This is a genomic window from Marinobacter salicampi (assembly GCF_011074795.1).
GTDB classification, from domain to species: Bacteria; Pseudomonadota; Gammaproteobacteria; order Pseudomonadales; family Oleiphilaceae; genus Marinobacter; species Marinobacter salicampi.
This window is the reverse complement of the sequence record NZ_JAAMPF010000012.1, coordinates 358,485-374,319: the sequence shown is the minus strand read 5'-3', so window position 1 is coordinate 374,319 and position 15,835 is coordinate 358,485. Positions and strand designations below refer to the sequence as shown.

The 15,835-nt window shown below is 59.7% G+C and carries 13 protein-coding genes; 9 read left to right on the top strand and 4 right to left on the bottom strand.

The features are described from left to right. Positions 1 to 72: 72 nt before the first annotated feature. Entirely contained in the window at positions 73 to 990 is a 918-nt protein-coding gene (rarD, locus tag G7W63_RS06430) for an EamA family transporter RarD (protein WP_166254873.1), read from the bottom strand. A 218-nt stretch (positions 991 to 1,208) separates the two neighbouring features. Between rarD and G7W63_RS06425 the strand changes: the two genes are divergently transcribed. The 5 genes from G7W63_RS06425 to trxC all read left to right on the top strand — a co-directional run bounded on the left by G7W63_RS06425 (position 1,209) and on the right by trxC (position 4,665). Further along, positions 1,209 to 2,513 carry a GGDEF domain-containing protein gene (locus tag G7W63_RS06425; RefSeq protein WP_166254870.1) on the top strand — a complete coding sequence of 435 codons (1,305 nt, stop codon included), beginning with the start codon at positions 1,209 to 1,211 and terminating at the stop codon, positions 2,511 to 2,513. Between the two features lie 36 nt (positions 2,514 to 2,549). Then, positions 2,550 to 2,933, top strand: a complete 384-nt coding sequence (locus G7W63_RS06420; protein WP_166254867.1) for a DUF2750 domain-containing protein — start codon at positions 2,550 to 2,552, stop codon at positions 2,931 to 2,933. A 113-nt stretch (positions 2,934 to 3,046) separates the two neighbouring features. Further along, complete coding sequence (locus G7W63_RS06415; protein ID WP_166254864.1) at positions 3,047 to 3,745, top strand: crotonase/enoyl-CoA hydratase family protein; 699 nt, start codon at positions 3,047 to 3,049, stop codon at positions 3,743 to 3,745. Positions 3,746 to 3,850: 105 nt separating this feature from the next. Continuing rightward, complete coding sequence (locus G7W63_RS06410; protein ID WP_166254861.1) at positions 3,851 to 4,123, top strand: Rdx family protein; 273 nt, start codon at positions 3,851 to 3,853, stop codon at positions 4,121 to 4,123. Between the two features lie 104 nt (positions 4,124 to 4,227). After that, complete coding sequence (trxC, locus tag G7W63_RS06405) at positions 4,228 to 4,665, top strand: thioredoxin TrxC (protein WP_166254858.1); 438 nt, start codon at positions 4,228 to 4,230, stop codon at positions 4,663 to 4,665. Between the two features lie 37 nt (positions 4,666 to 4,702). Here trxC and G7W63_RS06400 read toward each other — a convergent pair whose 3' ends face one another. Next, positions 4,703 to 5,251, bottom strand: a complete 549-nt coding sequence (locus G7W63_RS06400) for a hypothetical protein (protein WP_166254855.1) — start codon at positions 5,249 to 5,251, stop codon at positions 4,703 to 4,705. Positions 5,252 to 5,668: 417 nt separating this feature from the next. Here G7W63_RS06400 and putA point away from each other — a divergent pair, with 417 nt between their 5' ends. Together putA and G7W63_RS06390 are read left to right on the top strand one after the other, a co-directional pair. After that, on the top strand, positions 5,669 to 9,298 hold the full coding sequence (putA, locus tag G7W63_RS06395; RefSeq protein WP_166254852.1) for a bifunctional proline dehydrogenase/L-glutamate gamma-semialdehyde dehydrogenase PutA: 3,630 nt from the start codon (positions 5,669 to 5,671) through the stop codon (positions 9,296 to 9,298). Positions 9,299 to 9,361: 63 nt separating this feature from the next. Continuing rightward, positions 9,362 to 10,684 (top strand): DASH family cryptochrome, encoded by a 1,323-nt coding sequence (locus tag G7W63_RS06390; protein ID WP_166254849.1) that lies wholly within the window; start codon positions 9,362 to 9,364, stop codon positions 10,682 to 10,684. A gap of 15 nt (positions 10,685 to 10,699) precedes the next feature. Here G7W63_RS06390 and G7W63_RS06385 read toward each other — a convergent pair whose 3' ends face one another. Continuing rightward, positions 10,700 to 12,682 carry a hypothetical protein gene (locus G7W63_RS06385; RefSeq protein WP_166254846.1) on the bottom strand — a complete coding sequence of 661 codons (1,983 nt, stop codon included), beginning with the start codon at positions 12,680 to 12,682 and terminating at the stop codon, positions 10,700 to 10,702. 278 nt (positions 12,683 to 12,960) lie between these two features. On the opposite strand from G7W63_RS06385, the gene G7W63_RS06380 reads away from it, so the two are divergent. Further along, entirely contained in the window at positions 12,961 to 14,292 is a 1,332-nt protein-coding gene (locus tag G7W63_RS06380; protein WP_166254843.1) for a sodium-dependent transporter, read from the top strand. 60 nt (positions 14,293 to 14,352) lie between these two features. Next, positions 14,353 to 15,024 (top strand): extensin-like domain-containing protein, encoded by a 672-nt coding sequence (locus G7W63_RS06375; protein ID WP_207308897.1) that lies wholly within the window; start codon positions 14,353 to 14,355, stop codon positions 15,022 to 15,024. 46 nt (positions 15,025 to 15,070) lie between these two features. On the opposite strand, the gene G7W63_RS06370 is transcribed toward G7W63_RS06375, so the two are convergent. Then, positions 15,071 to 15,634: a hypothetical protein gene (locus G7W63_RS06370; protein WP_166254840.1), complete on the bottom strand. Its 564-nt coding sequence runs from the start codon at positions 15,632 to 15,634 to the stop codon at positions 15,071 to 15,073. Positions 15,635 to 15,835: the final 201 nt, after the last annotated feature.

The window sequence follows — 15,835 nt, the reverse complement described above, 5'->3', positions numbered from 1 at the left end:
GCCCGGGCGGCCTAAGGGACCGCTGAGCCGGGCGGCACCGGCACACTGGGTCGGGGTTGCAATCTACCGGGCTCACCTTAAACCCGCCCTGGCCCGCCTGCTAATGGCTGTCGGGCTTGACTGCCAGGTAGACCAGGAGTAGAGCGCAAGCGCCGTCCAGATCACAATGAAGCTGGCTAGCTGGATGCTGCCCAGGGGTTCATTGAACACCCACAGGGCGAGCAGGAACTGCAGGGTCGGGTTGATGTACATCAGGAAACCCAGGGTCGTCAGACGCAGACGCCTCGCTGCTCCGGCAAAGGCCAGTAACGGCAGGGCTGTCACGATACCACTGGCCATCAGCAGGGACGTTGCCCGGCTGTCATTGGCAAAATGGGAAACGTCCGTTGACACAAGCCACGCCAGGACCACCAGTCCTACGGGCAGCAGTAGCAGCGTCTCCACAAACAGCCCAGACAAACCATCAAGCTCTACCTGCTTGCGAAACAGGCCATAGGTGCCGAAGCTTGCAGCCAGCACCAGGCTGATCCAGGGCACGGTGCCCACCAGGAACAGCTGCATCAGGATACCAACGCCAGCGAGAGCCACGGCAATGGCCTGTAGGCGGACCATGCGTTCCCCGAGCACCAGCATGCCCAGGGCCACATTCACCAGGGGCGTCAGGAAGTAGCCAAGGCTGGCCTGCAGTACCCGATGGGTTTCGACAGCGTAGATGTACAGACCCCAGTTGATGGCAATGAGAACCGCACAGGCCAGTACCCGGCCGAGTTTTCGGGGATGGGCGAGGGCGTTGCGGATCAGTGGCCAGCGCCGCAATGCGGTAACCACTACAGCCAGGAAGACACTTGACCAGATAATGCGGTGAATCAGCACCTCGTAGGCCGGTACGCCTTCGAACAACGCGAAAAACAGCGGAAAACAGCCCCACATGGCGTACGCGCCAAAACCAAACAGCGCGCCTTTGGTGGCTTCCGGTGTGGCGGTACCCATTACGATCCCTCGGCTGAAAACATATCAATCTAGCACAGCTGTCAGGGAACGGACCGGTACAGTTGCTGGACGTCAGGGTGATACAGACTGGAATGGCGCCCCAGAGCCCTTACTGTCTGCCACATCTTCGCAAAAACCATGACCTTCTGGATCAGACGGCTCTGACCGGGCAGGGGTTTTACGCTGGCTTAAAAAGGCCATTGCCATATAATCCTTCCATGCGCCCCTATGAAAATCCCTCTCTCGCCAGCTTCACGGATCTTCTCCTCGATGCCATCTGTGTGGTTGACCGGGAGGGGCAGATTCTGTTCGTCAGCGCCGCCGGTGAGCGTATTTTCGGGTTTACCCCTGAAGAAATGATCGGCAGGCGCATCTTCGATTTCGTATATCCGCCGGACCTGGCCAAAACCCTGGATTCTGCCTCCGAAGTTCTGAGTGGTGAGTCCCTGCTTCACTTCGAGAATCGATATCTTCGCAAGGACGGCACCATCGCTCATATCCTGTGGTCTGCACGCTGGTCTGAGGCGGATGGCGTACGGATCGGGGTAGCCCGCGACATCAGCCTGCGCAAGCATGCGGAGTCCATGCGCACAGCGCTTTACGCCGTCTCCGAAGCAGCCCATAACAGCGCTGATTTGCCGAGCCTGTTTGAGCGTGTTCATCAACTGATTGAAAGCCTGCTGCCGGCGACCAGCTGTACCCTGGCATTCTTTGAACCGGACACCGGGGCATTGGTGTTCCCCTACTGTATGGGCAGGGATGGGCCTATCGCCCGGTTTCAGGGAGCGATCGCCGAAAGTGTATGCCAGCGGGTGGCTGCAACAGGCAAACCGCTTTTGCTGGGGCGGTCAGATGTCGATGGACTGGCTGGCTTCAGTTGCCTTGGGGTGCCGCTGGAGTTGAATTCAGAAGCGATCGGTGCCCTGGCAGTTCAGGGTGATTCCAGTGCAGCCATCTACAGTGAACAGGACAGGGATCTGCTGAAATTTGTTGGTGTGCAGCTGGCGGCGGCGATGGAGCGCAAGCGGATGCAGGTACGGCTGGAGTACATGGCTCAGCATGATCAGCTCACCGGCTTGCCCAACCGGGCCCTGTTCCTGGACCGCTTTCACACAGCGCTGGCCCGGGCGCGTCGGCAACAGACACGTCTGGGACTGCTGTTTCTCGACCTGAACGATTTCAAAACCGTTAACGACACCCATGGCCACGACATCGGTGACCAGTTGCTCCAGGCCGTGGCTGCGCGGCTGACCAGCAGTATTCGCACGGGTGATACCGCCGGCCGCCTGGGCGGCGATGAGTTTGTGGTCCTGCTCGATGCCATAGAGCAGGCCGGTGATGCCGCGCTTGTTGCCGAAAAACTGCTTGCACGTCTAGGTGAGCCTTATGACCTGGCTCGTGCCAGCCTGACCATGCTGCCCAGCATTGGCAGGGCTGAGTTTCCTGAAGATGGGGCTGACAGCGGAGCGCTTATGCGGCACGCTGACGATGCCATGTACCGCGCCAAACAGGGCCGGTGCTGAGCTTGATACCGACCGCTGAACCAGCAAGGAGCGGCTATGAACACCGATGAGCTTAAGTATCTACTTGATTTGAATGGTGAGGAACGGTACGACTACTTCCTGAGCCAGGTCGCCGACACCCGGGACATCTGGATCCTGATCAATGCCGAGAACCGGTTTCTGAAAATTGTCTCTGAGGAAGACGGTGTTGAGTATGTGCCGGTCTGGCCCGCCCGGGAGTTTGCGGCTGACTATGCCGGGGGCTCTGGCGGCCTGACCCCGAAAAGCATTTCCCTGCCTGACTTCTTCAAAAAGTGGGTGCCCGGTCTGTCCCGAGATGGCCTGGAGGTGGGCGTCTTTCCCGGTGCCGACAAAACCGTCTGGATAACCGGGCCGGAAGAGCTTAACGACGACCTGAAGGCCGAGCTCTCGAACTTCTAGCGGCTCGATAACAGTTTAACCGCCGCAGAATGGATTGAGGCCATGCACGGAAGCTGGCAAAGTCCGCAGCTATGTATTCCACCAACCTAAATCCATCCACAAAGGACAGGCTTGTGACCGACCTTGTAAATTACCAGTTGAACGACGGCGTCGCGACAATCACCATCACTAATGGCAAGGCAAATGCCCTCAGTCACGAAGTCTTCGCGGCTTTGAACGAGGCCCTTGACCAGGCAGAGCAGGACAGGGCCGTGGTGATCCTGACCGGCCAGCCCGGTATTTTTTCCGGTGGCTACGACCTCAAAGAAATGCAGAAAGGCCAGCACGAAGCCGAAGCGCTGGTTAAGGTGGGCTCAACCTTCTCCCGCCGACTCGCTGCCTTTCCGCTGCCAATCATTGGCGCGTGCAGCGGCCATGCCATCGCCAAGGGTGCCTTCCTCCTGCTGTCTGTCGATTACCGAGTAGGCGTGGCAGGCAGCTTCAAGCTGGGTCTTAACGAGGTGATGATTGGCATGACCATGCACCACGCTGGTATCGAAATTGCCCGCCATCGCCTGACCCCGGCGCACTTCTACCGCTCGGTGATCACCGCTGAAATCTATGGCCCGGAAGGCGCGGTCGAGGCCGGGTTTCTGGACGAAGTCGTGGCACCAGAGCAGCTTATGGCCCGGGCAAACGAGCTGGCCCAGCAGTTCGGGAAACTGAACATGCGGGCCCACAGTGAAACAAAGCTCAAGGCCAAGGCGGACTACCTGGCATTGCTGGACCGCAGTATTGAGAAAGATGCGCAGGCGCTCGGATTGAATGGTTAAAGCAGGTCACGATCCCAGCACAGCATCGGGTCCCGGTGGGATTGTCTGGCGGGTGCCGGGCTTTGTCGTCCACTCACTGTCAGCCCGCTGAAGGAGCGTGTCCTGATGGCAAATAAGGTTGATATCCATTACTGCACTGGCTGTCGCTGGTTGCTGAGGGCGGCCTGGATGGCACAGGAACTGCTGACCACCTTCGAGGGCGAACTGGACTCGCTGACCCTGCACCCGGGCACTGGCGGCATTTTCGAGGTCTGGGTGAATGACCACCGGGTCTGGTCACGCAAAGAGGAAGGGGGCTTCCCTGAAATCAAGGTGCTCAAGCAACGGGTACGTGACCAGATCGATCCGGAACGGGACCTGGGGCATTCGGATCGCTGAGGTTGGTTGAAGCCGGGTTTCGCCTGAATCAGGCCCTGAGCGCTTGAATTAAGACCCGGATGCCCCGAACGTCTGGGTTAACTACCAAAACTTGAGGCCATGCCATGACTGAAACCCGACACGTCGTATGTCCCCATTGCCACAAGACCAATCGCGTTCCGGCAGAGCGCCTGGCGTCCGGTGGCAACTGCGGAGCCTGCAAGCAGCCGCTGTGGCCGGATGCCGTTCTCGAACTGACCGGCGAGAGCTTTGCCGCCCACACCGGGCGCAGCGACCTGCCCGTGCTGGTGGATTTCTGGGCAAGCTGGTGCGGACCGTGTAAGGCGATGGCGCCCCAGTTCGAGAAGGCCGCCCGGGGCTGGAAAGGCAAGGTTCGTTTTGCCAAGCTGAATACCGAACAGCACCAGGGACCTGCAGGACAGTTTGGTATCCGCAGCATTCCCACCATGATTCTGTTCCGTAATGGCCGTGAACTGGCGCGTCAGAGTGGTGCCATGAACGAGGCGCAGATCAACCAGTGGCTTCAGTCGGCGTTGAGCTGAACACCCGCAGGTGAAAAGCCGACGCAGAGCTGGCCATTCAGTCCTGTGAATCAGGCAGGGTATAGTAAATGGTCAGGGCACCCTCTTCGCCTGCCAGGGCCCGGGTTCCGGCGACTTCTGCCTGCTTATCTGCCAGCGCCATGTCGAGAAAGCTCTGGGGGGTTATGCCATCGGCCACCCGCTTGGCTTTGTAGACCGATCCGTTCCACAGGTTCAGGTAGCAGCCATCCTCGATTCCCAGCAGGGTTTGGTCGTGCTCGGTGTCTGCGCAGATGCGATAGCCATCGTCATCCTCGTACCACTCCTCAGCCTCGACCGAACCGTCTGCCGCCATGGCCAAAGGACTATCCGAGTCTGAGGTGGTTTTCGACTGTATAACCCGGTGGGCATTGGCATCGCCACCTTCACCGACAATACCGGCCGGTCCCACGGCCCAGGCCCTGGGTTCGAGCACCATCACAAGTAGGATCATGAGGCATAGCAGAATCTTGGCCCAGGCCACGGGCGCCTTGCTGGCCGCCTCAATGGCTTCTGAGACAACCTCTTCGGTATTCGGGTCTAACTGAAACTGTCTGTTCCGTGACATGTGTTTCTCCCTGTTTGGATCCGGGTCCTGATCTTCCCTGATGCCCCTGACGTAGGTACACCCATGGTCGACCAGAATAGCCGGGTATGACGGATAGCAATCAGGATCTCGCGAATAGCGGCTGGCAGGACCTGGTCAGCAGGTTCTGGCCCGCAAGTTCTGAATCGTAGCGCGAGATCGATGCCCAGGCACCGAACCTATGTTCTTTGCGATTCTGAAAATTACCGTCACGGTGCCGATGCTGGTACTTTAAGAGACAGACATATAAAAGACAGCAACAAAAGGGGCCGATTACACCCCGCTTGCGTTCGGCAGCCCGTTAATTTCAAGCGTTCTGAAATTGTTACTGATTTTTTAACGCGAGGACAAGGGTAAATATGACGCGCAAGACCCGTTCAAACCGCTAGGAGGCACAATATGAGACCGCAGCAGGCAGAATCCCCCACGCTGGACGGCAGCCGAGAGGCCCTTCGCAACTATTATCTCGCTGATGAATATACGGTGATGCGCGAGATGATTGCCGGCGCGCAGCTGTCCAGGGAGGAGCGGGAAGCCATCTCCAGCCGTGCCGCCGACCTGGTCCGCAGCGTGCGTAAAAATGCCAAGTCCACCATCATGGAGAAATTCCTTGCTGAATACGGTCTGACCACCCGGGAAGGTGTGGCCCTGATGTGCCTGGCCGAAGCCCTGCTTCGGGTGCCGGACAACATGACCATTCACGCCCTGATCGAAGACAAGATTACGTCGGGCAGCTGGGCTTCCCATGTGGGCAAGGCATCGTCGTCGATGATCAATACCGCCACAATCGGCCTGTTGATGGCCAGTAACCTGCTTAAGGATTCCGAGCGTAACAGCGTGGGCGACACTCTGCGCAAGCTGGTGAAGCGCTTTGGCGAGCCGGTCATCCGTACGGTGGCAGGCCAGGCCATGAAAGAAATGGGGCGTCAGTTCGTGCTGGGCCGGGACATCGAGGAAGCCCAGGACGAAGCCAAAAGCTATATGGACAAGGGCTACACCTACTCCTATGACATGCTGGGGGAGGCGGCCCGCACCGATGCCGACGCCCGCCGCTACTACGATGCCTACACCAATGCCATCGAAAGCATGGCCAAACATTGCAGAGGCGATGTCCGCACCAACCCGGGTATCTCGGTGAAGCTGTCAGCCCTGCTGGCCCGCTATGAGTACAGCAACAAAGAGCGGGTGATGAACGAGTTGCTACCGCGGGCCCTCAAGCTGGCGAAGCAGGCGGCAAAGTCGAACATGGGGTTCAATATTGACGCCGAGGAGCAGGACCGGCTGGATCTGTCCCTGGACGTCATTGAAGCCCTTCTGTCGGACCCCGAGCTGGCGGGCTGGGATGGTTTCGGCGTGGTGGTGCAGGCCTACGGCAAGCGTTCGTCGTTCACCCTCGACTGGCTCTACGCGCTGTCGGAGAAGCTGGACCGTCGCATCATGGTGCGCCTGGTCAAGGGCGCCTACTGGGACGCCGAGATCAAGCGCGCCCAGGTGCTCGGTCTGAGCGGCTTCCCGGTCTTTACCCGCAAGGCCTGCAGCGATGTGTCTTTCCTGTCCTGCGCTACCAAGCTGCTGAATATGACGGATCGTATCTACCCGCAGTTTGCGACCCACAACGCCCACTCGGTCTCCGCGATCCTCGAGCTGGCGAAAGTAAGCGGTGTCGATAATTACGAGTTCCAGCGCCTGCATGGCATGGGCGAGTCCCTCCACAACGAGGTGATGAAGGTGAGCGGCGTTCCCTGCCGTATTTACGCTCCGGTCGGGCCTCACCGTGACCTGCTGGCCTATCTGGTGCGTCGTCTGCTGGAAAACGGGGCCAACAGCTCGTTCGTAAACCAGATCGTCGACACCCGCATCACGCCGGAAGACATCGCCAGGGACCCTATTGAGGCGGTCCGGGCCATGGGTGACAACATTTCCAGCAAAGCCATCGTGCACCCGAGGAAGCTGTTCGGGGAAAACAGACGCAATTCCAAAGGCTGGGACATCAATGATCCGGTGACCATAGCCGAGATCAACCAGGGCCGGGACGCGTTCCGGGAGCACAGCTGGACCTTCGGGCCCATCATCGCCGGGGAGATCGCAGGCTCTGATGTTCAGGTGGTGCGTAACCCCGCCGAGCCGGAAGACACGGTCGGCCGTATCACCCTGGCGTCAGAGGCGGATGTTGATACCGCTGTTAAAGCAGCACAGGAAGGCTTCAAGTCCTGGTCGGCCCGCTCTGCGGAGGAGCGGGCCGAATGCGTGCGCAGGGTGGGGGATCTCTACGAGGAACACGCCTATGAGCTGTTCGCGCTGACCACCCGGGAAGCGGGTAAGTCTCTGCTCGATGCGGTGGCCGAAATCCGCGAGGCAGTGGACTTCTCCCAGTACTACGCCAACGAGGGCATCCGCTATAAAGACAGCGGTGACTCAAGGGGGATCATCTGCTGCATCTCACCCTGGAACTTCCCGCTTGCCATCTTCACCGGGCAGATTCTTGCCAACCTGGCGGCTGGCAATGCGGTGCTCGCCAAGCCAGCTGAGCAAACCTCCCTGCTGGCAGCCCGGGCGGTGGAACTGATGCACGAAGCGGGTATTCCCCGGGATGTGATCCAGCTTTTGCCGGGCACAGGTGCCGAGGTGGGCGGTGCGCTTACGTCCGATTTCCGGCTGGCCGGGGTCTGTTTCACCGGGTCCACCGTGACCGCCCAGAAGATCAACAAGGTGATGGCTGAGAACATGGCTCCGGACGCGGTGATTGTGGCCGAAACCGGTGGCCTGAATGCAATGATCGTGGATTCGACGGCACTGCCGGAGCAGGTGGTCCGGGATGTGCTGGCGTCTTCGTTCCAGAGCGCCGGTCAGCGCTGTTCCGCGTTGCGGATGCTGTATGTACAGAAAGACATCGCCGAGGGTCTTCTGGAGATGCTCTACGGTGCCATGGAAGAGCTGGGCATTGGCGACCCCTGGGCGCTGTCCACCGATGTGGGTCCGGTCATCGATGAAACCGCCCGCAAGAAAATCACCGACCATTGCGACAAATTCGAGAGCAAGGGCCGGTTGCTCAAGAAAATGCAGGTGTCTGAAAAGGGCACCTTCGTCTCGCCGGCGGTGATCAGCCTCACCGGCATCGAAGAGATGGAAGAGGAGATTTTCGGTCCCGTGCTCCATGTGAGCACGTTCGAGGCGAAGAACATCGACAAGGTGGTGGATGACATCAATGCCAAGGGCTATGGCCTGACGTTCGGTGTACATAGTCGGGTAGATCACCGGGTTGACCGCATCACCCGGCGCATCAAGGTCGGCAATACCTACGTCAACCGTAACCAGATTGGTGCCATTGTCGGGTCCCAGCCGTTCGGTGGCGAAGGCCTGTCGGGTACTGGACCCAAGGCCGGTGGACCGCAATATGTGCGCCGCTTTTTGAGAGGTAAAACCATCGAGCGTCCGGCGGACCCCGGTGCTAAAAAGCTAGACGCCAAAAAGCTGGACGGCCTGGTGAGCAAAGTCCTGGGTCTCAAAACCCTGACGCCCGGGCCACGGATGGAGGCGGTCAAACCCGTGTTCGGGGAGGTGTCAGCGCCCCTTGATGACCATGTGGAAGAGCTGCCGGGGCCGACAGGCGAACAGAATATGCTGTCCAATCATGGCCGTGGTGTTGTCCTGTGCCTGGGGCCGGACAGGCAGACGGCCCTGGAGCAGGCCGGCACAGCGCTGGCCCAGGGTAACCGTGTGGTGGTGATTGCGCCGGGCGCAGACGACTTCGTCAGCCAGGCCGCCAAGGCTGGCCTGCCAATTGTTGGCGCCGAAGCCCTGGTCGAGCCCGACGCACTTGCCAAAGCCCGCGGTTTTGACCTTGTAGCGAGCTGTGCCGAACAGTCGCTGCTGAAGGAATACCGGCTGGCCCTGGCCCAGCGGGAGGGGGCCCTGATTCCCCTGGTGACCGAGCACACCCTGGACCAGCGTTACGTGATCGAGCGCCACCTTTGTGTGGACACTACCGCTGCGGGCGGCAATGCCAGTCTGATTGCCGCCTCGGAGTAACCGGGGAGCTGCCGGTCGTGCCAGGAGGCTGGCCGGCACTGGCGTTGAGAGAGGACGTACGCTGTGCAGACGCTTTACTGGTTTACCCGGGACCTCCGGCTTCATGACAATGCGGCCCTGCTGGCGGCGTCCCGGTCCGACATGCTGCTGTGCGTCTATGTGGTTGACCCGCGCTGGTTCACCCCAGGGCCCTTCCACTGCAAGACCATGGGCGAACATCGCTGGCGGTTTCTCTGGCAGAGCCTGATGGCGCTTGAGCGAAGTCTGAGACTGCAGGGCCAGAGGCTCCATATCGCCTTCGGCCAGCCGGAGAAAGTCATTCCCGAACTGGTCAGTGATTACCGCATCGGTCGGGTCATCGCCTCGCGCATGCCGGGCACACGGGAGGCCCGGCAATGGCGGCACATCCGGGACTGCCTGCCGAACACCCTGTGCCAGCAATTCGAGACCCTGAGTCTGTACACCGAAGCCTCGCTGCCCATGGCGCTGGAGGCTCTGCCCGGGTCCTTTTCCCAGTTCCGCAAACAGGTGGAGCGAGCCGAAGAGTACCACCCGGAGAGCCTCAGGCTCCGCACGGTAACGGCACTGCCTCCGCCGCCTGGATTCCCGGAGGATAATCGGGGTGATTGCCCGCCCATCCCTGAACCCGGCCATCGCACTCCATTTACAGGCGGCGAGGCTGCCGGTCTGGCGAGATTGCACGACTTCCTGTTCATCAGCCACAACGTTGCCCGCTACAAGGAAGCCCGCAACGCCCTGGACGATGCCGATGCCTACTCAATGATTTCGCCCTGGCTTGCCAATGGATCGCTGTCCGTGCGTGAGGTAGCGCAGGCCCTTGCCGAGTATGAGCGTCAGCATGTGAAAAACGACTCCACCTACTGGCTCTGGTTCGAGCTGCTGTGGCGGGAATACTTCCACTGGTATGCGCACAGGCATGGGGCTGATCTGTTCCGTCGTGACGGCGTGCAGCAGAAAAAACACAGCGCCTCCTTCTACCCCCATCGCTTCAAGGCCTGGTGCGCCGGCAATACCGAGTATCCGCTGGTGAACGCCGCCATGAACCAATTGCGTAAGACGGGGTATATCAGCAACCGGAGTCGGCAGATCGTGGCCAGCGTTCTCCTTAATGAACTGGAGCTGGACTGGCGATACGGCGCCGCCTGGTTCGAGGAACAGCTGGTGGACTACGACGTGGCCAGTAATTATGGCAACTGGCAGTACCTCGCCGGGGTAGGGGCGGACCCCAGGGGCCATCGGCAGTTCAATATCCGCAAACAGGCGGAACAGTTTGACCCCGAAGGCGAGTTTGTGACGCGCTGGGGCGGTGATGCGTCCCAGCCTGTCGGGTTGCATCTGGTGGACGCTGCCGACTGGCCGGTGTAACCCAGACCCCGGGCTTTAACCAGTCGCTTCAGTTGGCGCTGCCCAACTGCTGTACCCGAGCTCGAGCACCCTGGCAACTTCCTCTCCCGGTATAGCCGCCAGGTCGCCCAGTTCCAGGGTGTCGTAGTGAAAGGCATAAAGACGCGAGGCAAATTCTGCAATGGGCAGCGACGCTTCACCGCGGATCTCGCCGTTGCCGCGGGTCGAGCAGGTGATGCCCTGTCCCCAGTCCTGGCCACTGTCATTGTTGGGATTGAAGAAGTAGACCCGCATTTCGTTGGTCGGGCTGAGAGTTACCCGCAGAATGGTAATCGCGTGACGACCCACGAACCGGGCGGCGCTGTCCGTTACCGCAATGCCAGCCGGCTGATGGTGGATTACCGGCATATTGCCGTTATAGAACGGGTGGTAACTGGCGTAGAAATGCCGCACGAAGCCGTCGTAGTCCCGCACTTCGCCGGTATGGACGTCAGCCACCACACGGAAGCCGTGGCTGACCCACCAGCCATAGAATTCCGGGTTGATCCAGCGATGGGCATCGTCGTCGCGGCCCTCGCACCGGTACCACATTTCGCTGTAGATCCGGTCCAGATGGGGGATGAGAATCAGCGATACCGCATCCACGTCCGCCGGTGTTTCTTTGACCAGTCCCGGGTCCAGGTTCTTGGAGGACACTTCCCAGCCTTCGAAACGGCTCAACACCTCATTGTCACGGGCCGCCCAGGTCAGCACCTGGAGCAGATAGTCAGCCTCGTTGGTCGCCCACATGGACAGCCCGATGGCCGACTGGCAGCTCGGGTTGTTGCCCTGGCCCACGCCAAGGGGTTGGCCCAGCAGATTGAGCACATCGGCCAGCAGAAAAACCCTGGCCGGCCGTGCCTTGCCAAAGGCCTGCTGCAGGGCCCGCTCGGTCTCTGGCGACAGCCGCAGCTTGGTCTGCCGCCAGAGGGCCTGGGCCAGGGGCGGGGTAAACAGCGAGCCACGCTCCAGCATCATGGTCAGGCCAAATACCGCCTGACAGGTCTCGGGGTAGATGGCTTCGTCTATAAGCGTGTGGACCAGTTCGTTATAGCAGTAGTAGTCGTCCAGCCCTGTCATGGTAAGACCCAGGGCAGCCGGTATCATGTCGTCCATGTAGCTGGCGCGAAGGAAGCGGAGCATGGTTGCATGGTACGGCGATGCCAGACCGGTATTGTGCATATTGCGGGCAAAATGGGTGGCTTCAGCGGCCAGATCCAACTCGTCCATGTCAGTCAGGCGCTGTTCGTAGAGCTCCAGCCCCGGGTCTTCTCTGCTGGCGGGTGTGGGCCCGAACAGGGCGCGAACAAGGCGGGTGGCATCAGCGGTGCCGGTGGTTTTCAGTTGGGGATCGTAGAGGCATCTGGCAATCTGGCCGACCATGTCGCAGATGCTGTCGACCTGGACCGGCCCCTGGTCGAGCAGTCGCCAGACCTCAGCTACCAGGCTATCCAGCAGACTGTCGTAACCCAGGTGGGAAATCAGGTACTGGTAAAGCCCCTGGACGATGCTGCCCAGCTGCTTGGGCCGCTCCCGGTCGGCTTCGTTGAGCTGACCTGACAGCAGGTCCAGGTTCAGGGCCATGACCTGGGTCAGAAAATGTCTGGCCTGCTCGGAGGAAATGCCCGGGTGAAAGTAATCGCCACGGGTCACCGCCAGCATGCGCAATTCGCTGATGGCTTCGACGATAGTGGTGACTGCACCGGCCTCGCGAAGGGAACGTTTGGCCAGGGCGGGCTGCAATATGGCCGGCTGGGCCCAGTCACTGGTACCGAAAATGCCGGCGCCTTCAAGAGCTGATACCCTCCGGTAGAGTGCATCGAAGCCACCGGGCAGGGTCATCAACAGGCGGGCCCGTTCCAGCACGCCCAGGCTGGAGGCCTTGGGATCGCCACGCCGCTTGCGGGCAAACTCGGCCAGCGCCATGTCAAACTGCATCAGAGCCTGGGCAAGCGCCGCGCTGTTGTTCTGTTGACCCATGGTAGCGTGGTCCTTCTCCGGCGGTGAATTGCAGCGATAACAAAATCGCCTCAGTTATACCAGTGTTGAATTACCACCGCGTTGGTCTTTTGCCGCATTATTGTAACGGTCATGACGAGCCACGCATTTAACATTTTCGTCACTCCGTTGGCCATGTCTGCCGTGGTACCGATAGCGGACATGGCGCAGGGCTTTATTCCTCGTGCCACAGCGGCCAGAATGGGGCTCGTACTCGTCGTTAACCATTAGACAGGTCCAGCCCGGGCAGGAAGACCCTCATGTTCCGTAAGCACTACTTCATTGAAGAGTCCCGCAAGCAGTGGAGTTCAGAGCCGGCTTTCGTTGCTTCCATGGCCGCAGCAGCGGTGGGCCTCGGAAACCTGTGGCGTTTTCCCTACATGATGGGCGAGAACGGCGGCGGCGCCTTTGTGGTTGCCTACCTGATTGCCCTGGTTGTCGTGGTGATGCCCATCATGATCCTGGAAGTTGCCGCGGGGCGGCTTACCAAGGGCAGCACGGTGGGGACCTACCGGCAAGCCGGTCGTTTTGGCGCAGTCTATGGCTGGTTCGTGGTGCTGGTGACTATGGCCATTACCAGCTATTACCTGGTGATCACCGGCTGGACCCTGGGCTATGCCGTTGACTCGGTACTGGGTGATGTCCGCGTGTTCGAAGACTTCAGCTCAGGATTCAATTCCCTGTGGTATTTCATCGCAGTCACGGCACTGGCGGCTCTGGTACTGGCCCGTGACGTCCAGGCTATTGAGCGCCTGTCCAAGATCCTGATGCCGGCGTTGATGGCGGTGGTGCTCTTTCTTGTCTATCGGGCCTCCCAGACCGACGGCTGGGATGAAACCCGGGACTTTTTCTTCCGGGTCGACTGGGACCGGATGCTGGATGGCAGCCTGTGGGGGTTCGCTTTCGGTCAGGCCTTCTATACCCTGGCTATCGGTCAGGGCTACCTGGTGACCTATGGCAGCTTCATTCCGCGCAAAACCCACGTTCCGCGGGCGTGTATCACGGTGGCGACAGTGGAAACCAGTGTTGCCCTGCTTGCCGGCTGGATGATTTTCCCCTTTGTTTTCAGCTTTGGCATGGAGCCGGGGCAAGGGCCCGCCCTGGCGTTCGAGACTCTTCCCCGGGTTTTTACCGGCATGGCCGGCGGTGGCGTGCTGGCCATCCTGTTTTTCGGGCTTTTTTTCGCTGCCGCCTTTACCTCGTCGCTGGCTGGGCTGAAGGTCATGATCGCCGCCGTGGCAGAGGAATTCCGCCTGCACAATACCAATGCTGTGATCCTGGTCTCCGTCGTCATGCTTGTCCTTGGCACTGCTTCGGCCCTGAGTTTCACGCCGCTGGAGTGGCGAATCGCAGGTGAACCGGTACTGGATGTGGTGGACCGGGTCGCAGGAGGTAACATCATTATCTTCTCCGGAATTACCGGTGCAGCACTGCTGTGCTGGTTCATACCGCCGCAGCGGATCCGTACTGTCCTCGGTTCCAAAAGCCGTTGGTGGGAATGGCGGATCTATCTCGTGGGCCGATATCTGCCGGTGGTGGTGCTGTTATGGATCATGATTACCTACGGCGCCAGCCTGATCGGTGGACACTGAAGGTAAAGTCACAAGGAGAGCAACATAGGCCGTACCGTTAAATGGCTGACCCTGGCTCTGGTGCTGATAGCTGTCGCGGCGACCAGGCCCTGGGAACTTCTACCTCCGGCCTGGGACCCCTGGGCACCCCTGGCCATTGAGCACAAGATGACGCCGGTTACCGGCTGGAAGCTGACCCGGCTCAAAGACCAGCCTGAGCAGTGCCTTGGGGTTTTACAGGCAGCGCCTGAGGGCGCGGTGGATTACCTTGCTCTGGAGGATTACACGCCGGTGGCGTCCTGCCCACTCACCAATGTGGTCAGGTTGCAAAGCACGGGCGTTGAGTTCAGTTCCCCCTTTACAGTCAGCTGTCCCTGGACGGTTTCCTGGCTAATGTTCGAGCGCCAGCAATTGCAATCGCTGGCCAGGACCCATCTGGGCTCAGAGGTGGCTTCTATTCAGCATTATGGAAGCTTCGCCTGCCGGAACATTTATAACCGTGAACGGGCCAGGCGCAGCGAACATGCCACTGCATCAGCGGTGGATATTGCGGCATTCCGCACCGAGGACGGCCAATCCGTGAGCGTGCTAAAGGACTGGAGCAACCACAGCGAGCAAGGTAAACGCAGGTTTTTGCGCGAGACCCACGCCGCCGCCTGCGACTACTTCGGGACTGTGCTGGGGCCGGACTACAACCAGCCCCACGAGAACCATTTCCACCTGGATACCAGTACCTTCGGGCTCTGTCATTAACGGCAGGTTTCAAAACGAAGGCGAGCGTCACCAATCACTGGAAAAATTAGATTCTGCGTACTCTTTGACTCACCGATCTTAAGCGGCCGCAGGATCTCAGGTCAGTCAACCGGCGAGGTGTTCCTACATACACATAGATAGAATGGTTGCGCCGGAATCCCACCCGGTGAACAGACACGTTAGGTCCTGCCTGCGTCGACTCGGAAAAGCGGGTTGCAATACCGGCATTCTCGCCGTCACGGATGCGGTCAGTTTCCTCCTGGCTCCAGTTGCCGCCGAGACACTGAGCGATAGACGCCACAGATTGGTCGTAGAGTGCCGAAGCCACGTCACTGTTGGGCGCTGTAGCTGAGCAGACATAGGCGGTGTCCATGTTGGCCCATTCCCAGATTTCGCAGTGGCCTTTGATTATTTCCTCGCGGGCACTGAACACGGTGACTGAACGGAAATTGATTGCCTTACCGCGATAGTTGCCGAATCCCGAGGGATAGTCGGCAACGATGCCCTGTAAGGAGTCGCATGGGTCTTCAACACCCACTTGCAGTTTGTCCTGGGCGGAACAGCCCGCTAGAGAAAGTCCCACTAGTACCGGTAAAAAACGCGTTTTCATCGTCGTGTTCACCTGTAAAAGGATCGTTGAAATTTGCGTACGACCAGACGCGAAAACTGATCCTGTTCGTAATAAAGATAGCAGACTTTTTACGGGTCAAAGATCTTGGCCAGCGATTGAGGGCTCGACTAAGCTTAATGTCGAACCGCCAGGGAGTTGTGTCACGGTCGCACCTACCTCTCTAAGCAAGGAAGCCAGAAA